The organism is Streptomyces lienomycini, assembly GCF_027947595.1.
In the GTDB taxonomy this organism is placed as follows: domain Bacteria; phylum Actinomycetota; class Actinomycetes; order Streptomycetales; family Streptomycetaceae; genus Streptomyces; species Streptomyces lienomycini.
This window is the reverse complement of sequence record NZ_CP116257.1, coordinates 376657-402736: the sequence shown is the minus strand read 5'-3', so window position 1 is coordinate 402736 and position 26080 is coordinate 376657. Positions and strand designations below refer to the sequence as shown.

General features: G+C 71.7%; 25 protein-coding genes. 12 read left to right on the top strand and 13 right to left on the bottom strand.

What is annotated here, in order from left to right; all coding sequences use genetic code 11:
• Positions 1–110 precede the first annotated feature (110 nt).
• The 6 genes from BJ961_RS01955 to BJ961_RS01930 all read left to right on the top strand — a co-directional run bounded on the left by BJ961_RS01955 (position 111) and on the right by BJ961_RS01930 (position 5383).
• A complete protein-coding gene (locus tag BJ961_RS01955) occupies positions 111–1916 on the top strand; it encodes a phosphatidylglycerol lysyltransferase domain-containing protein (protein WP_271319583.1) in 1806 nt (601 codons plus the stop codon).
• A gap of 345 nt (positions 1917–2261) precedes the next feature.
• Complete coding sequence (gene folP, locus BJ961_RS01950) at positions 2262–3128, top strand: dihydropteroate synthase (RefSeq protein WP_271319582.1); 867 nt, start codon at positions 2262–2264, stop codon at positions 3126–3128.
• Complete coding sequence (locus BJ961_RS01945) at positions 3125–3628, top strand: nuclear transport factor 2 family protein (RefSeq protein ID WP_271319581.1); 504 nt, start codon at positions 3125–3127, stop codon at positions 3626–3628. Before folP ends, BJ961_RS01945 begins: the two co-directional genes overlap by 4 nt.
• 237 nt (positions 3629–3865) lie before the next feature.
• Entirely contained in the window at positions 3866–4225 is a 360-nt protein-coding gene (gene folB / locus BJ961_RS01940) for a dihydroneopterin aldolase (protein ID WP_271319580.1), read from the top strand.
• Positions 4222–4833 (top strand): 2-amino-4-hydroxy-6-hydroxymethyldihydropteridine diphosphokinase, encoded by a 612-nt coding sequence (gene folK / locus BJ961_RS01935; protein WP_271319579.1) that lies wholly within the window; start codon positions 4222–4224, stop codon positions 4831–4833. Before folB ends, folK begins: the two co-directional genes overlap by 4 nt.
• A 61-nt stretch (positions 4834–4894) precedes the next feature.
• Complete coding sequence (locus BJ961_RS01930; protein ID WP_271319578.1) at positions 4895–5383, top strand: DUF3180 domain-containing protein; 489 nt, start codon at positions 4895–4897, stop codon at positions 5381–5383.
• Positions 5384–5396: 13 nt separating this feature from the next.
• Here the strand turns inward: BJ961_RS01930 and folE are convergent, their stop codons facing one another.
• The 6 genes from folE to dacB form a co-directional block, all read right to left on the bottom strand.
• Positions 5397–6002, bottom strand: coding sequence for a GTP cyclohydrolase I FolE (gene folE / locus BJ961_RS01925; RefSeq protein WP_271319577.1), 606 nt, complete (start codon positions 6000–6002; stop codon positions 5397–5399).
• A gap of 137 nt (positions 6003–6139) precedes the next feature.
• Entirely contained in the window at positions 6140–8179 is a 2040-nt protein-coding gene (gene ftsH, locus BJ961_RS01920) for an ATP-dependent zinc metalloprotease FtsH (protein WP_271319576.1), read from the bottom strand.
• Between the two features lie 194 nt (positions 8180–8373).
• On the bottom strand, positions 8374–8934 hold the full coding sequence (gene hpt, locus BJ961_RS01915) for a hypoxanthine phosphoribosyltransferase (RefSeq protein ID WP_059301661.1): 561 nt from the start codon (positions 8932–8934) through the stop codon (positions 8374–8376).
• A gap of 72 nt (positions 8935–9006) precedes the next feature.
• A complete protein-coding gene (gene tilS / locus BJ961_RS01910; protein WP_271319575.1) occupies positions 9007–10068 on the bottom strand; it encodes a tRNA lysidine(34) synthetase TilS in 1062 nt (353 codons plus the stop codon).
• 192 nt (positions 10069–10260) lie between these two features.
• Positions 10261–11388, bottom strand: coding sequence for a zinc-dependent metalloprotease (locus tag BJ961_RS01905; RefSeq protein ID WP_271319574.1), 1128 nt, complete (start codon positions 11386–11388; stop codon positions 10261–10263).
• Between the two features lie 80 nt (positions 11389–11468).
• Positions 11469–13070, bottom strand: a complete 1602-nt coding sequence (gene dacB, locus BJ961_RS01900) for a D-alanyl-D-alanine carboxypeptidase/D-alanyl-D-alanine endopeptidase (protein ID WP_271319573.1) — start codon at positions 13068–13070, stop codon at positions 11469–11471.
• A gap of 79 nt (positions 13071–13149) precedes the next feature.
• On the opposite strand from dacB, the gene BJ961_RS01895 reads away from it, so the two are divergent.
• Positions 13150–13641 carry an inorganic diphosphatase gene (locus BJ961_RS01895; RefSeq protein ID WP_007452023.1) on the top strand — a complete coding sequence of 164 codons (492 nt, stop codon included), beginning with the start codon at positions 13150–13152 and terminating at the stop codon, positions 13639–13641.
• Between the two features lie 122 nt (positions 13642–13763).
• The gene (locus tag BJ961_RS01890; RefSeq protein ID WP_271319572.1) at positions 13764–15473 is read left to right on the top strand and encodes a threonine/serine exporter family protein; all 1710 of its coding nucleotides are present in this window, start codon (positions 13764–13766) and stop codon (positions 15471–15473) included.
• 117 nt (positions 15474–15590) lie between these two features.
• Here BJ961_RS01890 and BJ961_RS01885 read toward each other — a convergent pair whose 3' ends face one another.
• Positions 15591–16532, bottom strand: a complete 942-nt coding sequence (locus BJ961_RS01885) for a DedA family protein (protein ID WP_271319571.1) — start codon at positions 16530–16532, stop codon at positions 15591–15593.
• A gap of 134 nt (positions 16533–16666) precedes the next feature.
• On the opposite strand from BJ961_RS01885, the gene BJ961_RS01880 reads away from it, so the two are divergent.
• Entirely contained in the window at positions 16667–17032 is a 366-nt protein-coding gene (locus tag BJ961_RS01880) for a YbjQ family protein (protein ID WP_271319570.1), read from the top strand.
• Positions 17033–17053: 21 nt separating this feature from the next.
• Here the strand turns inward: BJ961_RS01880 and BJ961_RS01875 are convergent, their stop codons facing one another.
• Positions 17054–17815, bottom strand: coding sequence for a MerR family transcriptional regulator (locus tag BJ961_RS01875; protein WP_271319569.1), 762 nt, complete (start codon positions 17813–17815; stop codon positions 17054–17056).
• Between the two features lie 238 nt (positions 17816–18053).
• Between BJ961_RS01875 and BJ961_RS01870 the strand changes: the two genes are divergently transcribed.
• Positions 18054–18893, top strand: a complete 840-nt coding sequence (locus BJ961_RS01870) for a CPBP family intramembrane glutamic endopeptidase (protein WP_271319568.1) — start codon at positions 18054–18056, stop codon at positions 18891–18893.
• An 80-nt stretch (positions 18894–18973) separates the two neighbouring features.
• Here BJ961_RS01870 and BJ961_RS01865 read toward each other — a convergent pair whose 3' ends face one another.
• On the bottom strand, positions 18974–19420 hold the full coding sequence (locus BJ961_RS01865; protein ID WP_271319567.1) for a MarR family winged helix-turn-helix transcriptional regulator: 447 nt from the start codon (positions 19418–19420) through the stop codon (positions 18974–18976).
• A gap of 108 nt (positions 19421–19528) precedes the next feature.
• On the opposite strand from BJ961_RS01865, the gene BJ961_RS01860 reads away from it, so the two are divergent.
• Positions 19529–20458 (top strand): alpha/beta hydrolase, encoded by a 930-nt coding sequence (locus BJ961_RS01860; protein ID WP_271319566.1) that lies wholly within the window; start codon positions 19529–19531, stop codon positions 20456–20458.
• A gap of 142 nt (positions 20459–20600) precedes the next feature.
• On the top strand, positions 20601–22028 hold the full coding sequence (locus tag BJ961_RS01855) for a glutamate decarboxylase (RefSeq protein ID WP_271319565.1): 1428 nt from the start codon (positions 20601–20603) through the stop codon (positions 22026–22028).
• A 73-nt stretch (positions 22029–22101) separates the two neighbouring features.
• Here BJ961_RS01855 and BJ961_RS01850 read toward each other — a convergent pair whose 3' ends face one another.
• The 4 genes from BJ961_RS01850 to BJ961_RS01835 form a co-directional block, all read right to left on the bottom strand.
• Positions 22102–22830 (bottom strand): ABC transporter permease, encoded by a 729-nt coding sequence (locus BJ961_RS01850; protein ID WP_271416940.1) that lies wholly within the window; start codon positions 22828–22830, stop codon positions 22102–22104.
• 50 nt (positions 22831–22880) lie between these two features.
• On the bottom strand, positions 22881–23822 hold the full coding sequence (locus tag BJ961_RS01845) for an ATP-binding cassette domain-containing protein (protein WP_271416939.1): 942 nt from the start codon (positions 23820–23822) through the stop codon (positions 22881–22883).
• 92 nt (positions 23823–23914) lie between these two features.
• On the bottom strand, positions 23915–24556 hold the full coding sequence (locus BJ961_RS01840; protein WP_271319564.1) for a PadR family transcriptional regulator: 642 nt from the start codon (positions 24554–24556) through the stop codon (positions 23915–23917).
• Between the two features lie 62 nt (positions 24557–24618).
• A complete protein-coding gene (locus BJ961_RS01835; RefSeq protein ID WP_271319563.1) occupies positions 24619–26079 on the bottom strand; it encodes an aldehyde dehydrogenase family protein in 1461 nt (486 codons plus the stop codon).
• Position 26080: the final 1 nt, after the last annotated feature.

Below are 26080 nucleotides of genomic sequence, written 5' to 3'. Positions count from 1 at the left end.
TCCAAGACACCGTCCTAGAGAGCGCAATGTCGCCGGATGCCCGAAACGGGCCCGGACCCACGGTCTCTCGCAGAACTACAGGTGCGATGTCTGTCAGGACAGATGAGGAAATGTCGGGCGCGGTTCCGGCAGGACCCAACCGCGTACGTCGCCTACCGCGCGGCCCCCGCCCGGAGAACGTACCGCTCCTCGTCGGCCGGGCCGGCGCGCTCGTCGGCCTGCTGGACATCACCGCCGGCGTCTTCCCCCGCTTCCGGCACAGCCGCATGCACGCCCTCGCCGAGGTCCTGCCCGGCGCCTTCGGCCCCTTCGCCGCGGCCCTCTCCCTCAGCGCGGGCGTCCTGCTCCTCCTGCTCGCGCACGGCCTCAAGCGCCGCAAACGCCGGGCCTGGCGAGCGGCCGTGGCGCTGCTCCCCCTCGGCGCGGTGGCCCAGTTCACCTACCGCCACTCCCTCCTCGGCGTACTGATCTCCCTGGTACTGCTCGCCCCGCTGCTGCGCCACCGCGACCAGTTCGCCGCCCTGCCCGACCCGCGCAGCCGCTGGCGGGCCCTGGCCAACTTCGTCCTCATGAGCGCCGGTTCCGTCCTGCTCGGCCTGCTCGTCGTCAACGCCCACCCGCACCGCATGCTCGGCGACCCGAGCCTGGCCGACCGCCTCACCCACGTCCTCTACGGCCTGTTCGGCGTCGAGGGCCCGGTCGACTACCGGGGCAACACGTCCTGGACGGTGGCCTTCTCCCTGGGCGCCCTCGGCCTGCTGACCGCCATCACCACCATCTACCTGGCCTTCCGCCCCGAACACCCCGCGGCCCGCCTCACCGAGGACGACGAGACGCGCCTGCGCGCCCTGCTCGCCCGGCACGGCGGCCGCGACTCCCTCGGCCACTTCGCGCTGCGCCGCGACAAGGCCGTCGTCTTCTCCCCCAGCGGCAAGGCCGCCGTCACCTACCGCGTCGTCTCCGGCGTGATGCTGGCCAGCGGCGACCCGATCGGCGACGTCGAGGCCTGGCCGGGCGCCATCGAACGCTTCATGGACGAGGCATGCGCCCACTCCTGGACGCCCGCCGTCATGGGCTGCTCCGAGACCGGCGGCGAGGTCTGGACCCGCGAGACCGGACTCGACGCGCTCGAACTCGGCGACGAGGCGGTGGTGGACGTCGCGGATTTCTCCCTCGCCGGCCGCGCGATGCGCAACGTGCGCCAGATGGTCAAGCGCATCGAGCGTGCCGGTTACGAGACTCGCGTACGGCGCGTCGCTGACCTCTCCGACGCCGAACTGGACCGCGTCCGCCGCGCCGCCGACGCGTGGCGCGGCACCGACACCGAGCGCGGCTTCTCCATGGCCCTGGGCCGCGTCGGCGACCCGGCCGACGGCGACTGCCTGATAGCGACGGCACACAAGCAGGACCCCGAACCGGGCGAGTACGGCGACCTGAAGGCCGTCCTCCACTTCGTGCCGTGGGGCGCGGACGGTGTCTCCCTGGACCTCATGCGCCGCGACCGGGCGGCCGACCCCGGAATGAACGAGCTCCTCATCGTCGCCGCGCTCCAGGCCGCGCCGAAACTCGGCATCGCGCGGATGTCCCTGAACTTCGCGATGTTCCGCGCGGCACTGGCACGCGGCGAGAAGATCGGCGCGGGTCCGGTCCTGCGCGCATGGCGGGGCCTGCTCGTCTTCCTCTCCCGCTGGTTCCAGATCGAGTCCCTGTACAAGTTCAACGCCAAGTTCCGCCCCCGGTGGGAACCCCGCTTCGTCGTCTACCGCCGCTCCGCCGACCTCCCCCGCATCGGCTTCGCCGCGATGCAGGCAGAGGGCTTCGTCACCCTCGCCGCCCCTCGCTTCCTGCGCCGCCGCACACCATCCCCCCGCCCCTGCGTCCACCACCTGCCGGAACAGAAGGCCCGGGCGGCATGAGGCGACCGGACCGGCGTACGACACCCGAGTGAGCCGCGTACGGCGGGAAGCGCCCCCGAAGAGGAGTCGCCGGAAAGCCGCGTACGGCGGGAAGCGGCACCGGCGAGGGGCGAGGGTCAGCCGCGTACGGCGGGAAGGGGACGGGGCGGGGGGTGTCCGCCCGCAGCGGTTGGCGCGTCAACGGAGCCCACTTCTGTGGCCAACCGCTTCCGCGCCGTTCCGAGGACGGACACCCCCGTCCCGGCCCCGACCCCCCACCCAGCCCAAGGCGCTACCCGCACCCCCACCGAACCCGCACCAGGCGCCGCAGGCATCACGCGCACCCCCACCACCTACGCTGAACCCATGAGCAAGCAGACGACCGCCCGCCGCCACCACCTCGCGGGACTGACCGCATGGGACCGCTGCGCGGTCATGGGAGTCGTCAACGTGACCCCCGACTCCTTCTCGGACGGCGGCCGCTTCTTCGACGTCACGGCCGCCATCAAGCACGGCCTCGACCTGGTGGCCGAGGGCGCCGACCTCGTGGACGTCGGCGGCGAGTCCACCCGCCCCGGCGCGACCCGTGTCGACGAGGACGAGGAACTCAGGCGCGTCGTCCCCGTCGTCCGCGGCCTGGCCTCCGAGGGCGTCACGATCTCCGTGGACACCATGCGCGCCTCCGTCGCCGAGCAGGCCCTCGCCGCAGGCGCCGCCCTGGTCAACGACGTCAGCGGCGGCCTCGCCGACCCCGGGATGATCCCGGTCGTCGCCGACGCGGGCGCCCCCTTCGTCGTCATGCACTGGCGCGGCCTCCTGGACGGCGGCAACGTGAAGGGCACCTACGCCGACGTCGTCACCGAGGTCGTCGACGAGCTCCACGCGCGCGTGGAAGCCGTCCTGGAGGGCGGCGTCGCACCCGACCGCATCGTCGTGGACCCCGGTCTCGGCTTCTCCAAGGACGCCGACCACGACCTCGTCCTCCTCGCCCACCTGGACCGTCTCCTCGCCCTCGGCCACCCCCTCCTCGTCGCCGCCTCCCGCAAGCGCTTCCTCGGCCGGGTCCTCGCCGGCCCGCAGGCCACCCCGCCCCCCGCGCGCGAGCGCGACGCCGCGACCGCCGCGGTCTCCGCCCTCGCGGCGCACGCGGGCGCCTGGGCCGTGCGCGTGCACGAGGTACGCGCCACGGCCGACGCCGTACGGGTCGCCCGCGCCGTCGAAGGAGCCCGGTGAGCGCGCCGCACCTCGACGTCGAGCAGGTCGAGGCCGCCAACACCGCGTTCTACGAGGCGCTGGAGGAGGGCGATTTCGAGAAGGTCTCCGAGTTCTGGCTCACCCCGTCCGACCTGGGGGTCGACGAGTCGTACCACGACCCGGCCGACGTCGGCGTGGTCTCCTGCGTGCACCCCGGCTGGCCGGTGCTCACCGGCCGCGGCGAGGTCCTCCGCTCGTACGCCCTGATCATGGCGAACACGGACTACATCCAGTTCTTCCTCACCGACGTGCACGTCTCCGTCACCGGCGACACCGCCCTGGTCACCTGCACCGAGAACATTCTCAGCGGCGGCCCCGCCCCCGACGGCGGCGAGGAACTCGGCCCGCTCGTCGGCCGGCTCGTGGTCGCCACCAACACGTTCCGGCGCACGCCGGCCGGCTGGAAGCTCTGGTCGCACCACGCCTCCCCGGTACTCGCCGAGACCGAGGACGAAGAGGGCGACGAGACCCCGCCCTGACCCGGCGGGGCAACAGAAGTGGTTGGAATCACGGACCGCCGGGTATGGGCGGCTACCAACCCGTGATCCACCGGGGCCGCCAGGGAGAACGCGGAGTGAAACCTGCCGCGCCCCACCCGGCCCCACACCCCCCGTGGCCCGGCACTGTCGGTGCCCGCGGGTAGATTCGACTGGATCCGGCGTGCCGCCCGCACGTGGTACGACCGGCCGAGACCGACGACTGCAGGAGTGATTCGCGTGGATCGTGTCGCGCTGCGCGGCCTGAAGGCCCGCGGGCACCACGGTGTGTTCCCCAAGGAGCGCGAGGACGGCCAGACCTTCCTCGTGGACATCGTCCTGGGGCTGGACACCCGGCCGGCCGCGGCCGACGACGACCTGACGAAGACCGTGCACTACGGCATCGTGGCCGAGGAGGTCGTGGCCGTCGTCGAGGGCGAGCCCGTCAACCTCGTCGAGACGCTCGCCGAGCGCATCGCCCAGGTGTGTCTGAAACACGAGGGGGTCGAGGAGGTCGAGGTCTGCGTCCACAAGCCGGACGCACCGATCACCGTCCCCTTCGACGACGTCACCGTCACCATCATCCGGAGCCGTGTATGAGCGCCCCCTTCGCCAAGGGTCCGAGCGACCCGACCGTACAGCCCGTGCCCGCCTCCGTCATCGAACAGGTCGACGCCGCGGACACCACCCTGTCCAACCCCAAGCGTGCCGTGATCGCCCTCGGCGCCAACCTCGGCAACCGGCTGGAGACCCTCCAGGGCGCCATCGACGCCCTGGAGGACACTCCGGGCGTCCGCGTCAAAGGGGTCTCCCCGGTGTACGAGACGGAGCCGTGGGGCGTCGACCCCGGCAGCCAGCCCTCGTACTTCAACGCGGTCGTGCTGCTGAAGACGACGCTGCCCCCGTCCTCGCTCCTGGAGCGCGCGCACGCGGTCGAGGAGGCCTTCCACCGCGTCCGCGACGAACGCTGGGGCCCGCGCACACTCGACGTCGACATCGTCGCCTACGCCGAGGTCGTCTCCGACGACCCGCAGCTCACCCTGCCCCACCCCCGTGCCCACGAGCGCGCCTTCGTGCTCGCCCCCTGGCTCGACGTGGAGCCCGAGGCCCTGCTGCCCGGCCAGGGCACGGTCGCGGACCTCCTGGAGTCCGTCACCCGTGACGGCGTCGCGCCCCGCGCCGACCTGGAACTCCGGCTGCCCGAGTAGTCGTTAAGGTCGACGAGGTCAGGACGACCACGCAGGGGAACCGAAGGGACACCGGGACACCGTGAAAGAGCTGCGCATCAGGGTGCTGGCCGGCGTGTTCGTCGTCGCCGGGGTCCTGTCCTGGGCCGGAGCCCGCCTGTGGAACTCGGTGGGCACCCTCCCGAGCGTCCCCCTGGCCGCGCCCGTCGTCCTGGCCCTGATCGCCGTGATCCTGCTGGCCACGGCCCTGTCGATCCGCGCCCGCCTGAAGGCGCAGCGGGAGCGGGTCCCCGGCGCCAAGGGCGTCGACCCGATGATGGCGGCCCGCGCGGTCGTCTTCGGCCAGGCCAGCGCCCTGGTGGCCGCCCTCGTCGCCGGCATGTACGGCGGCACGGGCGTCTTCCTGCTGGAGTACCTCGACGTCCCGGCCCGCCGCGACCAGGCCATCTACGCGGGCGCCTCGGTCGTGGCGGGCATCGCCGTCATAGCGGCCGCGGTCTTCATGGAGCGCGTCTGCAAGCTCCCGGAGGACGAGGACGACAACCACCCGGGCGCGGCGTCCGCGGCCTGATCCTTCGGCTCGCTCAGCGCGCCATGATCAGGCTCATCGCCTCGTTGCGTGTGGCGCCGTCGCGCAGCTGGCCGCGTACGGCCGAGGTGATGGTCTTCGCGCCGGGCTTGCGGATCCCTCGCATCGACATGCACATGTGCTCGCACTCGACCACGACGATCACTCCGCGCGGCTCCAGGATCTGCATCAGGGAGTCCGCGATCTGCGTCGTCAGACGTTCCTGCACCTGGGGGCGGCGGGCGTAGACGTCCACGAGGCGGGCCAGCTTGGACAGACCGGTGATCTTCCCGCTGGTGGACGGGATGTAGCCGACGTGCGCCACTCCGCGGAACGGCACCAGATGATGTTCACATGTCGAGAACACCTCGATGTCCTTCACCAGGACCATCTCGTCGTGTCCGAGGTCGAACGTCGTCGTCAGCACGTCCTCCGGCTGCTGCCACAGGCCGGCGAATATCTCCTTGTACGCCCGCGCCACGCGTGCCGGAGTCTCCCTCAGGCCCTCGCGGTCCGGGTCCTCGCCGACCGCGATGAGCAGCTCGCGTACGGCGTTCTCGGCCCGCTTCTCGTCGAACTCGCCGACGCGGCCCTCGCCGTCCAAGGTCACGGGATCGGTCATCTGATGCCTCGTTCCTGATCCGTCCTGCGTCGGCATACGGAAATGCCGCACCCCCCAAGGCTAGAACCTGGGGGGCGCGGCATACATTCCGGGCCTGGTGGGACACCGGGGGACGATCCGGAGACGATCGACCGGGGTCAGTTCTCCGGGCGGTCCTCCGGGGCTCGTTCCGGTGCCGGGGCGGGCTCCACCGTGGTGCTCTTGGTGGTGGAGATGGCCGCCGTCGCACCGTTCGCCCCGTTCGTCAGGGCGAGCTCCTTCGGGGAGAGCACCGGCGGACGGGTCGACGGCGTACGGCGGGAGGAACCGGTCCAGGCGGGCCGGGCCGGACGCTTGACGATCTGGGCGAAGACCTCGGCGATCTCCTCCTTGCCCAGCGTCTCCTTCTCCAGCAGCGCGAGGACGAGGTTGTCGAGGACGTCGCGGTTCTCGACCAGGATCTCCCAGGCCTCGTTGTGCGCGGTCTCGATGAGCTTCTTGACCTCTTCGTCCACCAGCGCGGCGATCTCTTCCGAGTAGTCGCGCTGGTGAGCCATCTCACGGCCGAGGAACGGCTCGCTGTTGTCGCCGCCGAACTTGATCGCGCCGAGACGCTCGGTCATGCCGTACTGCGTGACCATCGCGCGAGCCAGGCCGGTGGCCTTCTCGATGTCGTTGGCCGCACCCGTCGTCGGGTCGTGGAAGACCAGCTCCTCGGCGGCGCGGCCGCCCAGCATGTAGGCGAGCTGGTCGAGCATCTCGTTGCGGGTGGTCGAGTACTTGTCCTCGTCCGGGAGGACCATCGTGTAGCCGAGGGCCCGGCCTCTGGAGAGGATCGTGATCTTGTGGACCGGGTCGGAGTTCGGTGAGGCCGCCGCGACCAGGGCGTGACCGCCCTCGTGGTACGCGGTGATCTTCTTCTCCTTGTCCGACATGATCCGGGTCCGCTTCTGCGGGCCCGCGACCACACGGTCGATCGCCTCGTCCAGCATGTGGTTGTCGATCAGCTTCTGGTCGCTGCGGGCCGTCAGCAGGGCGGCCTCGTTCAGCACGTTGGCCAGATCGGCACCGGTCATGCCGGGCGTACGGCGGGCGACGGCCGACAGGTCAACGTCGGGCGCGACCGGCTTGCCCTTCTGGTGGACCTTGAGGATCTCCAGACGGCCCTGCATGTCCGGGCGGTCGACGGCGATCTGCCGGTCGAAACGGCCGGGGCGCAGCAGCGCCGGGTCGAGGATGTCGGGCCGGTTCGTCGCGGCGATGAGGATCACGCCGCCCTTGACGTCGAAGCCGTCCATCTCGACGAGGAGCTGGTTCAGGGTCTGCTCGCGCTCGTCGTGACCGCCGCCGAGGCCGGCGCCGCGGTGGCGGCCGACCGCGTCGATCTCGTCGACGAAGACGATGGCCGGGGCGTTCGCCTTGGCCTGTTCGAACAGGTCGCGCACTCGGGAGGCACCGACACCGACGAACATCTCGACGAAGTCGGAACCGGAGATCGAGTAGAACGGCACGCCCGCCTCGCCCGCGACGGCGCGCGCGAGCAGGGTCTTGCCGGTGCCGGGCGGGCCGTACAGCAGCACACCCTTGGGGATCTTGGCTCCGACGGCCTGGAACTTGGCCGGCTCCTGCAGGAACTCCTTGATCTCGTGGAGCTCCTCGACGGCCTCGTCCGAGCCGGCGACGTCCGAGAACGTCGTCTTCGGGGTGTCCTTGGTGATGAGCTTCGCCTTGGACTTGCCGAAGTTCATGACCCGGGAGCCGCCGCCCTGCATCTGGTTCATCAGGAACAGGAAGATGACCACGATGAGGACGAAGGGGAGCAGGGTGATCAGGAGCCCGACGATCGGGTTCTGCTTCGACGGCGACACGGTGTAGCCGTCGGGGATCTGCTTGTCCTGGTACTTGTTCTGCAGTGTGTTGGCGAGGGTCACGCCCTGGTCGCCGATGTAGCTCGCCTGGATCTTCGAGCTGCCCTTGACCTTTTCGCCGTCCTTGAGCTGAACCTTGATGTTCTGCTCGTCACCGGTGGTCAGCTTGGCCGACTCGACCTTGTTGTCGTTGATCGCCTGGACGACCTGGCCGGTGTCCACCGTCTTGTAGCCGCCGGACGAGCCCACGACCTGCATCAACACGACCACGGCAAGGACGGCCAGCACGATCCACATGATTGGCCCACGGAAGTATCGCTTCACGTCCATCCACACGGAGCGGTGTCGCCCCGTCCCTCCTGCCATAGTGAGTTTGATAAGACAGTTCTTCTGACGGTACCCCAGCGCGGCGGCGCTCAGCCGCACGGGAGGTCTGGCGTCCCGTCTGCATGCTCCAACGGCGCGGAGGCCTCCGGGGTTCCCGTCGGCCCCCCGATCGCCGTGCGGTCCGCCGCGAGGGCGTGTCAGCCGCCGTACACGTGGGGCGCGAGCGTACCGACGAACGGGAGGTTGCGGTACTTCTCGGCGTAGTCGAGGCCGTAACCGACGACGAACTCGTTGGGGATGTCGAAGCCGACCCACTCCACGTCGATGGCGACCTTCGCGGCGTCGGGCTTGCGCAGCAGCGTGCACACCTTGAGGGAGGCGGGCTCGCGCGAGCCGAGGTTGGAGATCAGCCAGGACAGGGTCAGGCCGGAGTCGATGATGTCCTCGACGATCAGGACGTGCCTGCCCTTGATGTCGGTGTCGAGGTCCTTGAGGATCCGCACCACTCCGGAGGACTGGGTGCCCGCGCCGTACGAGGACACCGCCATCCAGTCCATCGTGACGGGGGTGGACAGCGACCGGGCGAGGTCGGCCATGACCATCACCGCGCCCTTGAGGACGCCGACGATGAGCAGGTCCTTGCCCGCGTACTCCGCGTCGATCTTCGCGGCCAGTTCGGCCAGCTTCGCGTCGATCTCTTCCTTGGTGATGAGTACCTTCTCGAGGTCGGCACCCATGTCGTTCGCGTCCACCCGCATCACTTTCGGTCGTCCCACCGGCCATCCGCGGCGCCCCGGTGATCCGTGTGCGGATCGGTGGGAGGTCCGGATTCAGCCTTGCCGGATCACCAGTCTGCCACCCTGCCGCCGGGCGACGACTTTGCCGGGGAGGTTGATGGCCCCCTGACCGCGCCAACCGGTGATCAGCCGGTCGACCTCCTCGATGTGGCGGGCGAACAGGGCGCCGCCCGGAGCACCGGCCTCCAGGGCGGCGCGGCGCAGGATCCGGCGGCGTACGGCGGGCGGCAGGGCGTAGAGCTTGGCGCACTCCAGGACACCGGTGGCGTCGCGGACGCCGGCCTCGGCCTGGCGGGCCCAGGTGTCGAGGGCGTCGGCGTCGTCCCGGGAGAGTTGGGCCGTCCGGGCGAGGGCCTCGACGACGCCCTTGCCGAGGGCCTTCTCCAGGGCGGGCAGCCCCTCGTGGCGCAGCCGGGAGCGGGTGTAGGCGGGGTCGGCGTTGTGGGGGTCGTCCCAGACGGGCAGGGACTGGACCATGCAGGCCTTGCGGGCGGTCTGGCGGTCGACCTGGAGGAAGGGGCGCCGGTAGCGGCCGCCGGCCCCCGAGACCGCGGCCATGCCCGACAGGGAGCGGATGCCGGAGCCGCGGGCGAGGCCCAGCAGGACGGTCTCGGCCTGGTCGTCGCGGGTGTGGCCGAGCAGGACGGCGGCGGCGCCGTGGCGGGCGGCGGCGGCGTCCAGTGCGGCGTAGCGGGCGTCGCGGGCGGCGGCTTCGGGGCCTCCCGCGCGGCCGACGGTCACGGCGGTGGCCTCCACGGGGTCCAGGCCGAGTTCGCGCAGGCGCAGGACGACTTCCTCGGCGCGCAGGTCGGAGCCGTTCTGCAGGCCGTGGTCGACGGTGACGCCGCCGGCGCGGACGCCGAGCCTGGGGGCCTCGAAGGCGAGGGCGGAGGCGAGTGCCATCGAGTCGGCGCCGCCGGAGCACGCGACGAGCACGAGCGGTGACGGCGGCCGCTCGGGTGTGCGTCCGGCGGTCGTGGTGCCAAAGGCGCCGGCCGTGCTGTGCGGTTCTTCGGTGAGGATGTCGGAGAGGACGTCGTGGAGGACGCGGCGGACCGCCAGGCGTATCGCCGCGACCGCAGGATGGGGACCCATGTCCGGTGCCCTTCATGAAGTTTTCGGGGATGAGCCCGAGGTTCGGTCACGCAGAGTGTGTAGATGGTGACAGAAACGGGCCGGTCTCCGAGCATCGCACGCCTGCCGAAGGCTCACGGTCCCTCGGACGGGTGATTGGAGGGTCGTTCGGCTGCCGTCGGCCGGAATCGTTTCACGCCGCGCCTGCGGGGCTCACGCCTCCGGCTTGCGGTGCACCCGCGCGATCCAGTCCGCCGGTTTGGCGATCTCCGACTTGGTGGGGAGGGTGTTGGGCGAGGTCCAGACGCGGTTGAAGCCGTCCATGCCGCACTCGTCGACGACGGCCCGCACGAAGCGTTCGCCGTCGCGGTACTGGCGGAGCTTGGCGTCGAGGCCGAGCAGCTTGCGCAGCGCCATGTCGAGGCGGGAGGCGCCCTTGGCGCGGCGCTGCTGGAACTTCTCGCGGATCTCGCCGACGCTCGGCACGACCTGCGGGCCGACGCCGTCCATGACGAAGTCGGCGTGGCCCTCCAGGAGGGACATCACGGCGGTCAGACGGGCGAGGACCTCGCGCTGGGCCGGGGTCTGCACCAGTTCGACCAGCGACCGGCCGCCGTCGTCGTCCTCCTCCGCCTCGGGGCGGCCCCCGGCGAGGGTCTGGGCGGCCTCGCGGATCCGTTCGAGCACGGTCATCGGGTCGACGTCGGTCTCGGCCAGGAACGACTGGATTTCGCCCTCGAGGTGGTCCCGGAGCCAGGGCACCGCCGTGAACTGCGTGCGGTGCGTCTCCTCGTGGAGGGTCACCCACAGGCGGAAGTCGTGGGGCTCGACGTCGAGTTCGCGTTCGACGTGCACGATGTTCGGCGCGACGAGGAGCAGCCGCCCGCCGCCGTTCGCGCCCGCGGGCAGGTCGCGGGTGGCGGGGGCGAACGTCTCGTACTGGCCGAGGACGCGGGAGGACATGAAGGACAGCAGCATGCCCAGCTCCACGCCGGTGACCTTGCCGCCGACGGCGCCGAGGACGGCGTTGCCCGCGCCGCCGCGCCGTTCCTGCATCTTCTCCAGCAGGGGTTTGAGGATCTCCCGGAATCCGGCGACGTTGGCCCGGACCCAGCCGGGCCGGTCGACCACCAGGAGGGGGGTGTCGTGGGTCTCCTCGGTGCCCATCCGGGTGAAGCCCCGGACGTGTTCCTCCGAGGACCTGGCATGGCGGCGGAGTTCCGCGACGACGGCCCTGGCCTCGTCGCGGCTCACCTCGGGGCCCGGCCGTACGAGCCGGGTCGCGGTCGCCACCGCGAGGTTCCAGTCGACCATGCCGGAATGTGCGCCGATGCTCGTCATGCGTCAACGGTACGGGAGCGCCGCCGTCGGGGGCAGGCCGTACGGGGGCGGGGGTGCGGCGGTGACGGGGTGCCGCCCGGCTACGGCGTCGGGGAGGCCAGGCTCGTCGCCGCCCGGTCCAGGGCCGCCTGGGCGGACCACGCGTCCGTCGTGCCGTGGGCCAGGAAGGCGAAGGCCAGGAGGCGGCCGTCGGGGGTGGTCACCGTGCCGGCGAGGGTGTTCACGCCGGTGAGGGTGCCCGTCTTGGCGCGGACGAGGCCCGCTGCGCCGTCCGTGTAACGGTCGGACAGCGTGCCGGTGAAGTGGGCGACCGGGAGGCCGGTGAGCACCGGGCGGAGCTGGGGGCGGTCGGGGGCGGCGGCCTCGGCCAACAGGGCGGTGAGGAGGCCGGCGGAGATCAGGTCGGTGCGGTCCAGGCCGCTTCCGTCGTGGAAGCGGGCGTCGCCCACCGGCAGGCCGAGCTGCTGGAGCCGGGCCGTGACGGCGGCGCCCGCCCCGTCGAAGTCGGCGGGTTTGCCGGTCGCGACGGCGGTGTGCCGGGCCAGGGCCTCGGCGAGGTCGTTGTCGCTGTTGGTGAGCATCCGCTCGACCAGGGCCGACAGCGGGGGCGAGGAGACCGTGGCGAGGGTGGCGGCGCGGCCGGTCGCCTTGGACGGGCCGGGGGCGGAAGCGGTGATGCCGTGCTGCTTCAGGAGGCCGGCGAAGGTGCGGGCGGCGGCGTCGGCTGGGTCGGGCTCGCGCGGGGCGGGGCCGCTGGTGGAGTCGTCGGTGCGGGCCTCGTCGGCCATCAGCGCGGTGACGCGGGCGAGGTTCTCGTTGACGCCTATCGGGTGGGTCTCGGTACCGGTGTAGAGCGTCGTGTCGTACGACAGCGTCACCTCGCGCACGTTCCGCTTCCTGAGGGCGGCGGCGGTCTTCTCGGCGAGGGTGCGCAGGCTCGCGAGGCCCCGGGCGTCCTTCCGCGCGGTGAGGGTGGGGTCGCCGCCGCCGACCAGGACGACTTCGCCGGTGTCGGCCTCCAGGACGGTGCGGGTGGTGAGGCGGTGGTCGGGGCCGAGGGCGGTGAGGGCGGCGACGGCGGTGGCGATCTTGGTGGTGGAGGCGGGGGTGAGCGGGACCTCGGGGTCCAGTCCGTACAGGCGCTTGCCGGTGGTGAGGTCGACGACGGCCGCCGTGCGGCGCTCGCCGAGCGCGGGGTCGTCCGCCAGCAGGGGCCCGAGGAGGTCTGTGAGGGCCGTCGTGCCGGGGGGCGCCTTGACCCCGCCCGGCGGCGGGGCGCCGTCGAGTCCGGTCAGTACGGCCCCGGCGCTGGGCGCGGGCCGGGGCGAACCGGCCGCCGTGCCCGTGGCGTCGGAGCCGCGACCGTGATCTGCGCCACCCGGGTGCTCCAGTGCGACGGCCCGGTCCCGCTCGGCCGTACGCTGACCCGTGGAGTCCCAGGGGCCGGCGGCGGTCACCACACCGGCGGCCAGTGCCAGCCCGGCGGTGGCGGCACCGGCGGTGTACTGCCAGGTCTTCGGCCCCGTGATCCGGGTGAGCCGCGGCGCCGTGGCCCGTGCGAACCGTGCGACCCGCGGTCCGGCGGCCCGGGCAAAGCGGGCCAGACGGGGACGTACGGCGTCCGCGACCCGCGCCCCACGCGGTCCCGCGGTCCGCCAAGGTCTCAGCTCTGGCACCGTCACCAGCCCCTTTCGCGATCACACACCTGCGTGAGGGACACTTAACCACCAGAACTATGTGCTGATCATGGAGGAGCGTCCGGTGGAGTTCGACGTCACGATCGAGATCCCGAAGGGTTCGCGGAACAAGTACGAGGTGGACCACGAGACCGGTCGTATCCGCCTGGACCGCCGCCTGTTCACCTCGACCGCCTACCCGACCGACTACGGCTTCGTCGAGAACACCCTCGGCGAGGACGGCGACCCGCTGGACGCGCTGGTCATCCTGGACGAGCCGACCTTCCCGGGCTGCCTCATCCGCTGCCGCGCGATCGGCATGTTCCGGATGACGGACGAGGCCGGCGGCGACGACAAGCTGCTGTGCGTGCCGTCGACCGACCCGCGTGTGGAGCACCTGCGTGACATCCACCACGTGTCGGAGTTCGACCGCCTGGAGATCCAGCACTTCTTCGAGGTCTACAAGGACCTGGAGCCCGGCAAGTCCGTCGAGGGGGCCGACTGGGTGGGCCGCACCGACGCCGAGGCCGAGATCGAGCGGTCCTACAAGCGTTTCAAGGACCAGGGCGGCCACTGAGCGACGCCGCTCCCCATCCGTTCCGCAACGGGCCGTACGCATACGCGTGCGGCCCGTTCGCGTTTGAGTGACCATACTGAGGTCAACAGGAAGGTGAGTTCGTACCAGGGAGAGTTGCGCAGGTGACGGAGGCGAAGGACCCCAAGCCGCAGTCGGACGAGGCCCGCAGTGCCTTCCGGCAGCCCAGTGGGATCGCGGCGTCGGTCGACGGCGAGTCGTCGACGACGTCCGAGTTCGAGATTCCGCAGGGGCTGGCCGTCGCACGGCACGCCGTCATCGAGTCCGAGACGACTTCGGAGTTCGCGCTGCCGGAGGGGCTGGAGGCGCCCTCGGCGCCGGGCGCCGAGGGCGAGGGGTCGGCGTTCAGCATGCCGAGCACCCACAGTGCGTGGACCGCCCCCACCGCCTTCACCCCGGCGAGCGGCTTCCCGGCGGTGAGCCTGACGGACGTGCCCTGGCAGGACCGGATGCGCGCCATGCTGCGTATGCCGGTGGCCGAGCGGCCCGCGCCCGAGCCGTCGCAGAAGCACGACGACGAGACCGGCCCCGCCGTGCCGCGCGTACTCGACCTGACCCTGCGTATCGGGGAGCTGCTGCTGGCGGGCGGCGAGGGCGCCGAGGACGTGGAGGCGGCCATGTTCGCCGTCTGCCGGTCCTACGGCCTGGACCGCTGCGAGCCGAACGTCACGTTCACGCTGCTGTCGATCTCCCACCAGCCGTCACTGGTCGAGGACCCGGTGACGGCGTCGCGCACGGTACGCCGCCGCGGCACCGACTACACCCGGCTCGCGGCCGTCTTCCATCTGGTGGACGACCTCAGCGACCCCGACACGAACATCTCCCTGGAGGAGGCCTACCGGCGCCTCGCGGAGATCCGCCGCAACCGGCACCCGTACCCCACCTGGGTGCTGACCGTGGCCAGCGGTCTCCTCGCGGGCGGGGCCTCGCTGCTCGTCGGCGGCGGGGCGACCGTGTTCTTCGCGGCGATGTTCGGCTCGATGCTCGGCGACCGGCTGGCGTGGCTGTGCGCCGGGCGCGGGCTGCCGGAGTTCTACCAGTTCGCGGTGGCCGCGATGCCGCCGGCCGCGATGGGTGTGGTGCTGACGGTGACGCACGTCGATGTGAAGGCGTCCGCGGTCATCACCGGTGGGCTCTTCGCGCTGCTGCCCGGGCGGGCGCTGGTCGCGGGGGTGCAGGACGGTCTGACCGGCTTCTACATCACCGCCGCCGCCCGTCTGCTGGAGGTCATGTACTTCTTCGTCAGCATCGTCGCCGGGGTGCTGGTGGTGCTGTACTTCGGCGTCCAGCTGGGCGCCGAGCTGAATCCGGACGCCAAGCTGGGCACCGGTGACGAACCGTTTGTGCAGATCTTCGCCTCGATGCTGCTGTCGCTGGCCTTCGCGATCCTGCTCCAGCAGGAACGGTCCACCGTCCTCGCGGTGACCCTGAACGGCGGCATCGCCTGGTGCGTGTACGGCGCCATGAACTACGCCGGTGACATCTCGCCGGTGGCCTCCACGGCCGCCGCGGCGGGGCTCGTGGGACTGTTCGGGCAGCTGATGTCCCGGTACCGGTTCGCGTCGGCGCTGCCGTACACGACGGCGGCGATCGGTCCGCTGCTGCCCGGTTCGGCGACGTACTTCGGTCTGCTGGGAATCGCGCAGGGCGAGGTCGACGCGGGGCTGCTGTCGCTGTCCAACGCGGTGGCGCTGGCGATGGCCATCGCGATCGGGGTGAACCTCGGTGGCGAGATCTCGCGGCTGTTCCTGAGGATGCCCGGGGCCGCGAGTGCCGCCGGCAGGCGGGCGGCCAAGCGGACGCGAGGGTTCTAGCGCGGGGCGCCTACGGACTCGGGTGGTTCCCTCCATCGGCGGCTGCGGGCTCGCCATGGCTTGTCGCGCTCACGCGGCGGAGCCGCATATCGATACGGCCCCGCGCCCCTGGGGGTTTCAGCGCCCCTGGTTGTACGGGTACTGGTCGCCGTACTGCTGGGGCTGGTCGCCGTAGCCCTGCGGATACTGCTGGGCGTACGGCTGCTGCGGGGGCTGCTGGTACTGCTGCGGCTGCTGGGGGTGGTGCGGCTGCTGCGGCTGCTGGGGGTGGTGCGGCTGGGGCTGCTGCGGCTGCGGCTGGCGCTGCTGATACCGCTGCTGCGGCTGGTCGTACGGGTCCACGCGGCGGAGCTGGGTCGTCGCGTCGTCCATGACCGGGTACGGGGGCTGGGGCTGGTGCTGCTGGGCGGCCGCGGGCACCGGTCCGGCAGCCGCGGCGCGCTTCTTCTTCTTGCGTTCGCGGAGGTACTCGATGGCGATCGGGACGACCGAGACCAGGATGATCAGGACGAGGATGGCCTCGACGTTGGCCCGGATGAACTCGATCTGGCCGAGCCAGTAGCCCGCGAGGGTGACGCCGGTGCCCCAGGCGACGCCGCCGATGACGTTGTACGTCAGGAAGGTGCGGTACTTCATGCGGCCGGCGCCCGCGACGATCGGGGCGAAGGTGCGCACGATCGGCACGAAGCGGGCCAGGACGATCGCCTTGGGGCCGAACTTCTCCATGAACTCGTGCGCCTTCTCCAGGTTCTCCTGTTTGAAGAGCTTGGAGTTGGGGCGGCTGAAGAGCCTGGGACCGAAGAACTTGCCGATCATGTAGCCGACCTGGTCGCCGAGGACGGCGGCGGCCACGATCAGGGTGCACACCAGCCACAGCGGCTGGCTGATGTACTGGCCCTGGGCGACGAAGAGGCCCGCGGTGAACAGCAGCGAGTCGCCGGGCAGGAACGCGAAGAGTCCTGACTCGGCGAAGACGATGAGCAGGATGCCGGGAAGACTGAACGTCTCGATCAGGTAGTCCGGGCTGATCCACTCGGGACCGAGCGCAAGGGTGGTCACGGGATTGTGGCTCCTGCTGCTGGGGGAGGCGGGCTGGACCTGGCTGCCCAAACGTACAACGCGGCCGTGGTGTCCCAGGTTCCACCGTGCGCCTGGGGGTGCACGGTGACGCTCCCAGGGGAAACCTGAGAACCATGGGAATGGAAGAATACGGTGGCGGCCAGGGTCCGCAGCCCGAGGTGCTCGTCGTGACCACGAACGACCTGCCGGGCCATCGGGTGCAGGAGGTGCTCGGGGAGGTCTTCGGGCTGACCGTGCGCTCGCGGCACCTGGGGAGCCAGCTCGGTGCCGGGCTGAAGTCGCTGGTCGGCGGTGAGCTGCGCGGACTCACCAAGACGCTGGTCGAGACCCGCAACCAGGCGATGGACCGGCTCGTGGAGCAGGCACGCGCGCGGGGGGCCAACGCGGTGCTGTCCTTCCGCTTCGACGTCACGGAGGCGGCCGACGTGGGCACCGAGGTGTGCGCGTACGGGACGGCGGTGGTCGTGGCCCGGGAGTGACGCCCGGGCCACGACCACCGTTCACGAGGTGTGCCGGGCGGCGTTCGCGAGGATCGCGTCGCGCATGTAGACGGCGAGGCCCGGCCTCGCGGCGTCGATGTTTCGCGTGAAACGTTCGTCCGACACGTACATCTCGCCCAGGCAGGTGTGCATCTCGTGCCCGCAGTCGTAGTGGTTGCGGGCGATGCCCTGCCGGTGGTCCTCGGCGGCGTCCATGGCCCCGTCGGAGTCGGCGGGCGCACCCGCCTCCATCAGGGCGACGAAGCGCCGGGTGAGCGCGTCGGCCTCGTCCTGGATGCGCTGCCAGTCCTCCTTGGTGTACGAGGCGGTCTTCTGCCTGGACTGGCGGTAGGCGTCGGTGTCGCCCCAGCGTTCCTGGACCTCCTCCTCGTACTGGTCGGGGTCGAAGTCGCCGAAGACCTCGAACTTCTCCTCGGGCGTGAGGTTGATTCCCATGCTGCGTGCCTCCATGGCCTGCTCCACGGCCGCCGCCATCTTCTGCAGCTTCTCGATCCGGGCGGACAGCAGCTCGTGCTGGCGGCGCAGGTGCGCGCGCGGGTCCGCGGCCGGGTCGTCGAGCAGGGCGGCGACCTCGTCGAGCGGGAAGCCCAGCTCCCGGTAGAACAGGATCTGCTGCAGCCGGTCGAGGTCGGCGTCGCTGTAGCGCCGGTGGCCCGCGTGGCTGCGCTCGCTGGGTACGAGCAGGCCGATGTCGTCGTAGTGGTGCAGGGTGCGCACCGTCACTCCGGCGAAGCCGGCCACCTGTCCTACGGAGTAGCTCACTTCCGCTCCCTTCTCTGACGCCCTCCACGCTGCCTCCTCACGTGACGTGAGGTGCAAGCCCGGCCGGTCCCGCGTGCCCCGCCCCGAACGGTCCCGCCGTGCGCGGCGTCCGGCGCCCTTGTCCCCCGCAGGAGCTACCCGGACTGTCCATTCAGGGGTGATTCGGGGACGCCGCCGCCTGCGTAGCGTCCTCGGCAGGTCGCCGGAAGGCACGCGGCCGATGCCTTAGGGAGGCCACATGAGTACGACGCACACCGCATCGCCCCAGCCCACGCGCCGGGAGGGCGGTCGCTTCCTCCGGTCTCCGCTCGTCTGGATGCTGACCGGAGTCGTGGGTGTGGGTCTGGCGTCCAGCCTGGCCTCGGTGGGCGGAGTGGTCGCCGTCGTGGGCTCGATCGTCGCGGTGGTCGTCTACTGGGCGGTCATGCGCTACGTCGCCCGGCGGAGCATGCCGGAGATCGCGATGCCGGGGGCCGTGACACAGGCGTTGTCCGGTGCCGCGATCGGCTTCGGGTTCATCACCGTGTCGATGCTCATGCTCCTCACCGAGTTCTCGTTCACCGAACGGCCCGGCAACGGCCTGTCGATCGTGGCGAGCATGGCCGCGATGCAGCTCGGTGCCGCCGTGACGGAGGAACTGATCTTCCGCGGCCTCGCCCTCCAAGCGCTGGAGAAGCTGTGCGGCAGTTGGCCCGCTCTGGCGATCACCGCGGCGCTGTTCGGCGGACTGCACCTGGCCAACCCGGATGCCACGCTGTGGAGTTCGACGGCGATCGCCATCGAGGCGGGTGTCCTCCTCGGTGCCGCGTTCCTGTGGACGCGCAACATCTGGTTCGCCGTGGGCCTGCACTTCGCCTGGAACACCACCCTGGGCCTGATCGGCATCGCGGTCTCCGGCCACGCCTCGGAGGGCCTGATGACCACCGACCCGACCGGCCCCGACCTGCTGACCGGCGGGGACTTCGGCCTGGAGGCGTCGATCGTGCCCGTCATCGTCAGCCTGCTGATCGCGATCCCCATGCTCGTCGCGGCCCGGCGGCGCGGCAACCTGGTACCCATGCGCCGCGGGCGCCGCTGAACGCCCTCTGTCCCCGGCCGCGCCGGATGCCGCTCCCGTTCGCCGTGGGAGCGGCATCGGCCGTGTGCCGTCGCGTTCCCTCAGCCCGGGCGCCCGTGGGGACCCGCCTCGAGATGCGCGCGAAGGACGGCCAGCGTCGAGGCGATGCGGCTCAGGTCCTCGGACGCAACCGCCGCGGTCAGCGAGGCGAGGGTGCTCTCGACGACCGGGCGGGAAGCGGCCAGTCGCCGATCGCCCTCGGGGGTCAGGCGGAGCACGGAGGAGCGGCGGTCCTGGGGGTGCGCGGCCCGCACGCACCAGCCCGCGGCCACCAGCCGGTCCACCGCCTTGCTGACGGCCCCGACGGTGATCGCGAGTTCGCCGACGAGGTCGAGCACGCGGCACCCCGGCACCCGGTCGATGACCTCCAGGAACTCGAACTGTCCCAGGCCCAGTCCTTGTTCGGCGCGCAGCCGGGCGCTCACCGCGTTGTAGAGCCGGGTCTCGACGCGGACCAGGTCGATGAAGCTCTGAGTGACGTGGCTCACAACAACTCCAGTAGATTCCCAGGAATCATCTTCCCTGGAATGCGGTTGGCTCATGACAGATGGATTCCCAGGAATCAATTCTCGCACGCCGACCCGTGGAGGCACCGCATGTCCCGACAGCAGCGCGACGCCCTGGACGCCTTGCTCCGTTCCGCCCCGCGCACCGAGACGCCGCCCACTCCCGACGAGCAGCGCGCGGGGTTCGCCGCGGCCCTCACCCGCCCCGCGCCGGAGGACGTGGTCACCCGCGGGACCGTCCTGGGCGGGCGGCCGGCCCTGGAGCTGGAGCCGGACACGGCCTCCGGACGCGGCCGGCTGCTCTACCTGCACGGCGGCGGCTATGTCGTCGGGTCGCCGGACACCCACGCGGGGCTGGTCGGCGAGCTGGCCCGCCGCGCCGGGCTGCGCGCGGTGTCGGTGGACTACCGGCTGGCGCCCGAGCACCCCTTCCCCGCGGCCGTCGACGACGGGCTCGCCGCCTATCGCGAGCTGCTGGCAACGGTCTCCGACCCGCGGGACCTCGTCCTGGCCGGTGACTCCGCCGGCGGCGGACTGAGCGTCGCCACCCTGCTCGCGGCCAGGAACGCCGGGCTGCCGCAGCCGGCCGCCGTGGTCCTCTTCTCCCCCTGGGCCGACCTCACCCTCGCCGGCGGGAGCATACGTTCCAAGGAGGGCGCCGACCCCGTGTTCACCGCGGCCGACGTGCGCGCGTACGCGGATCTCTACGTCGGTGCGGGCGACCGGGCGCACCCCCTGGCCAGCCCGGTCTTCGCCGACCTCGCCGGGCTGCCCCCGCTCCTGGTGCAGGCCGGTGCGAACGAGGTGCTGCTCGACGACGCGATCCGGCTGGCCGGACGCGCGGGCGCCGACGGCGTCGAGGTCACGCTCGAGGTCGGGCCCGGTCTCCCCCACGTCTACCAGCTCCACTACGGCCGTCTCGACGAGGCCGACGCCGCACTCGACCGCGCCGCCCGCTTCCTCACCGCCCACGTCGGCGCCGGGTCCCCCGGCACCGACCGGCTCGCACCGGTCCGCTGACGACGGCCGGGCGGCCCCGGGCAGGGAGTCCCGGGCGGGAGGACCCGCGCGGGAAGCCGCCGCACCACGTGGCGGGGGCCGCAGGCCCGGTGCGGCCCCGTCCCGGGTGCGGCCCCCCGGGCCCCGGCCTACCGTCGGTTGCATGTCACTGCACCACGGCCCCCGCCCGCCCCACGGCAACGATCGTGACCGGCGCCGGCTCGCCGTGAACCCCTTCCACGCGGCGGCGAACCCGCTCGGCGGCATGACCGAGGCCCCGCCCGCCCACCGGCTGCCGGACTCCCCGCTGCCCCCGGAGAGCGCGTACCGGCTGGTCCACGACGAGCTGATGCTCGACGGCAACGCCCGGCTGAACCTGGCCACCTTCGTCACCACCTGGATGGAGCCGCAGGCCGGGGTGCTGATGAGCGAGTGCCGGGACAAGAACATGATCGACAAGGACGAGTACCCGCGCACCGCCGAGCTGGAGCGGCGCTGCGTGGCGATGCTCGCCGACCTGTGGCACGCACCCGACCCGTCGGCGGCCGTGGGCTGTTCGACGACCGGGTCGAGCGAGGCGTGCATGCTGGCGGGCATGGCGCTGAAGCGGCGCTGGGCGCTGCGCAACGCCGACCGGTACCCGGCGAAGGACGTGCGGCCCAATCTGGTGATGGGCGTGAACGTCCAGGTCTGCTGGGAGAAGTTCTGCAACTTCTGGGAGGTGGAGGCCCGGCAGGTGCCGATGGAGGGCGACCGCTTCCACCTGGATCCACAGGCCGCCGCCGAGCTGTGCGACGAGAACACCATCGGCGTCGTCGGCATCCTGGGCTCCACCTTCGACGGGTCCTACGAGCCGATCGCCGACCTGTGCGCGGCCCTGGACGCCCTGCGGGAGCGGACCGGGCTCGACGTTCCGGTGCACGTCGACGCGGCCTCGGGCGGCATGGTCGCGCCGTTCCTGGACGAGGACCTGGTGTGGGACTTCCGGCTGCCCCGCGTCGCCTCGATCAACACCTCGGGGCACAAGTACGGGCTGGTCTACCCCGGGGTCGGCTGGGCGCTGTGGCGCGACTCGGCGGCGCTGCCGGAGGAACTGGTCTTCCGCGTCAACTACCTGGGCGGCGACATGCCGACCTTCGCGCTGAACTTCTCCCGGCCGGGCGCGCAGGTGGTGGCGCAGTACTACACGTTCCTGCGGCTGGGGCGCGAGGGCTACCGGGCCGTGCAGCAGGCCTCACGGGAGATCGCCGGGTCGATCGCGGAGCGGGTGGCCGCGCTGGGCGACTTCCGGCTGCTGACGCGCGGCGACCAGCTGCCCGTGTTCGCGTTCACGACGGCCGACGACGTGACGGCGTACGACGTCTTCGACGTGTCCCGGCGGCTGCGGGAGGGCGGCTGGCTGGTGCCGGCCTACACCTTCCCGCCGCACCGCGAGGACCTGTCGGTACTGCGGGTGGTGTGCCGCAACGGCTTCTCCGCCGACATGGCCGACCTGCTGCTGGCGGACCTGGAGCGGCTGCTGCCGGAGCTGCGGCGGCAGCCGCGTCCGCTGACCCGGGACAAGCGGGCGGCGACCGGGTTCCACCACTGACGGCTCCGCCGGCCGCCTCCTCACCCCGGCGCGTCGGGCCCGGCGCGGGGCGGGGCCGTCGGCGTCCGCGCGCTCACCGGCTGAGCCGTGCGAAGCGGGCCACCGCGAGGGGGAAGAACACCGCGAGCAGGGCCAGGGGCCACAGGACCGCCGCCCACACGTGGCCGGACTCGCCGCCGGGGCCGCCGAAGAGGTCGCGGACGGCCGTGGCGGTATGGGACATCGGGTTCCACTCGACGACCGTGCCCAGCCAGCCGGGCATGGAGCCGGGCGTGGCGAAGGCGTTGGAGAGGAAGCCGACCGGCCAGACCAGGATCTGCACCGCCTGCACCAGCTCGGGTTTCCCGGCCACCATGGCCAGGAAGATGCCGATCCACAGCATGGCGAAACGGAAGAGCAGGAGCAGGCCGACCGCGCCCAGGAAGGCGCCCGGACCGCCGTGGGCCCGCCAGCCGAGCGCGTACCCGACCCCGGTCAGCGCCGTGAGGCCGAGCGTCGACTGGAGCATGTCGGCGGCGGAACGGCCCACCAGGACCGCGCCGTTGGCCATCGGCAGCGAACGGAAGCGGTCGACGACGCCCTTGTCCAGGTCCCGGGTGACGGCGATCATGGTGCCCTCCAGGCCGAAGGCCATGGTGAGGGCCAGCATGCCGGGGACCAGGTAGTCGACGTAACTGCCGCTCACGCCCCGGCCGCCGCCGACCAGGTAGCCGAACATCAGCAGCAGCATGACGGGGAAGACCAGGTTGACGACGACCGTCACCGGCTGCCGTCCCCAGCGGGCCAGCTCGCGGCGGGTCATGGTCCAGGAGTCGGACAGGGCGTACAAGGTGGCGTTCGGGACGCTCGTGCTCACGCGGCCTCCTTCGTGCGGTCGGTGAGGTGCAGGAACACCTCGTCCAGGGTCGGGCGGCGCAGCGCGACGTCCTCGGCCTCGATACCGGCCTCCTCCAGCGCCCGTACGACGCCGGAGAGCGCCGCCATCCGGTCGGTGACCGGGGCGCTGAGCAGCCGGCGGTCGGCGTCGACGCGGACGCCGGTGAGCGGCAGCAGGGCGACGGCGGCACCCAGTTGGCCGGCGTCGCGCAGGACGACGTCGACGCGGTCGCCGCCGGTGGCGGCCTTGAGTTCGTCGGCGGTGCCGTCGGCGACGACCCGGCCGGCGTCGACGACCGAGATGCGGTCGGCGAGCTGGTCGGCCTCCTCCAGGTACTGGGTGGTGAGCAGGACCGTCGTACCGGCGCCGACCAGGGAGCGGACCGAGTCCCACACCTCGGCGCGGCCGCGCGGGTCGAGGCCGGTGGTGGGTTCGTCCAGGAAGAGGACCTCCGGTTCGGTGAGGAGGGACGCGGCGAGGTCCAGGCGGCGCCGCATGCCGCCGCTGTAGGCACCGACCGGTTTGCGACCGGTGTCGGTGAGGTCGAAGCGGGCGAGCAGTTCGTCGGCACGCGCGCGTGCCCGCCGGCCGCCCAGGTGGTGGAGGCGGCCGAACATCTCCAGGTTCTGCCGGCCGCCCAGTTCCTCGTCGAGTGCCGCGTGCTGGCCGAGCAGGCCGATGCGCAGCCGCACCGCGTACGCCTCGGCGACGACGTCGTGGCCTGCCACCTCGACGCGGCCGGCGTCGGGCCGCAGCAGGGTCGAGACAATCCGGACCAGGGTCGTCTTGCCCGCTCCGTTCGGGCCCAGCACGCCGTGGACCGTGCCGCGCGCGACCGTGAGATCGAGTCCGTCCAACGCGTTCTTGCCGCCGTACCTCTTGCGTGCACCTTCGACGGTGATCGCCGCATCGGCCACTGCCACTCCCCGCTCCCCTTCGAGACCCAGGCTAGCCAAATTTGACTACCTGCCCAGAAGGTACTGCCCCGCCCTCGGCTGGTCAAACTTGATTAGCGGGCGTCCCCGGAGGGTGGCCGCCCCGCCGCGAAGGGGTTCTCCTCCCCCTCGGCCAGCACGCCGACGAACGGCTCGCCCTCCCCCGCGAAGGTGTACGCGCCGCCCCGGACGCGCTGGATGAGGCCGCGGGTCCACTCGGCGCCGGAGTCGGCCGAGTGGACCCAGTAGTTCATGATCTCGCCGATGTGCCCGTACTGGCCCGGCCCCTCCGCGGGCAGGTAGTACTCGGTGACGGAGGCACGCCACTCCTCGATCTTCCGCACCCGTTCCTCGAGGAGCGCGAGGGCCTCCTCGCGCGGGAGGTCGACCATGAAGCCGAGCGCCGCGGTGAGCACGTCCGGCCGCTGGTCGTAGGCGGTGAGGTAGTCGCGGAGCAGCGTGAGGTACTCCTCGGTGCCCTGCCCGGTGATCTCGTACTCCACGCGCGGCGGCCCGCCCGCCGTGGACGGCGCGATCTCGTGCGCGAGGAGCAGCCCCTGCTTCGCCATCTGCTTCAGCGCGTGGTAGATCGAACCGGGCTTGGCGTTGGACCACTCGTGCGCGCCCCAGTACTCCAGGTCGTTGCGCACCTGGTAGCCGTGGGCCCGCCCGTGCTGGCGGACGGCACCGAGCACGAGGAGGCGGATCGCTGACATGGGGTCCAGCCTAGATCCGGTGCCGCGGTCCGCCCGCCGGGACCCTCACGACTCCCGCGGCCTCAGAACGGGAAGCCGCTGCGCCCGTGCTGCACCGAGATCCACTTCTGGGTGGTGAAGGCGTCCAGCATCGTGTCCCCGTTGAGGCGGCCGATCCCGGAGTGCTTCTCGCCGCCGAAGGGGACGATCGGCTCGTCGTGCACGGTGCCGTCGTTCACGTGGAACATGCCGGCGTCGATCCGCCTGGCGAAGTTGACGCCGCGCTCGACGTCCCCCGTGTGCACGGCGCCGCTCAGCCCGTACGGGGTGTCGTTGACGAGGCGTACGGCCTCCTCCTCGCCGTCGAAGGGGACGAGGAAGGCGATGGGGCCGAAGACCTCCTGCCGGAGCAGCGGGGAGTCGGCGGGCAGGCCGGTGAGGACCGAGGGCTCGACGAGGTTGTCCGTGGTCGTGCCGCGCACCAGGGCGGTGGCGCCCTCGGCGAGGGCCTGCTCGACGACGCCGGAGAGCGCGTCCGCCTGCGAGGAGTTGATCACCGGGCCGATGACGGTCGACGGGTCGCGCGGGTCGCCGGCCTTGAGGGTCCTCACCTTGGCGACGAACTTCTCGGTGAACTCGTCGGCGACCGCCCGGTCGACCAGCACGCGGTTGGCGGCCATGCAGACCTGGCCCTGGTGGACGTACCGGCTGAAGACCGCGGCGTCGACCGCGTAGTCGACGTCGGCGTCGTCCAGGACGACCAGTGCGCTGTTGCCGCCCAGCTCGAGGACGGAACGCTTGAAGTTCGCGGCGCAGACCGTGGCCACGTGCCGTCCGACCTTGTCGGAGCCGGTGAAGGAGATCACCTTGGGCACCGGGTGCTCGATGAAGGCGTCGCCGATCTCCGCGATGTCGGTGACCACGACGTTGAGCAGGCCGCCCGGCAGCCCGGCGTCCTCGAGGATCTTCGCGACCAGGGTGCCGCCGACGATCGGCGTGTTCTGGTGCGGCTTGAGGACGACGCCGTTGCCCAGGGCGAGGGCGGGGGCGACCGACTTCAGGGAGAGGAGGAAGGGGAAGTTGAAGGGGCTGATGACGCCCACGACGCCGACCGGAACCCGGTAGACGCGGTTCTCCTTGCCGTCGACGGGCGAGGGGATGATCCGGCCCTCGGGGCGCAGCGCCAGGTGGACCGCCTCGCGCAGGAACTCCTTGGCGAGGTGCAGTTCGAAGGCAGCCTTCAGCCGGGTGCCGCCCAGCTCGGCGACGATCGCCTCGCTGATCTCCTCCTCGCGCTCCTCCACCAGGCGCAGCGCCTTCTCGAACACCGCGCGGCGCGCGTACGGGTTCGTCGCGGCCCACTGCTTCTGCGCGCGCTCGGCGGCCCGGTAGGCGGCGTCGACCTCGTCGGTCGTGGCTATGGTGATCGAGGCCAGCTTCTCGTTGTCGTACGGGTTGAAGTCGATGATGTCCCAGGAGCCGGTGCCCGGGCGCCACTCGCCGTCGATGTACTGCTGGGCGAGGTCGGTGAAGTACGACGACATG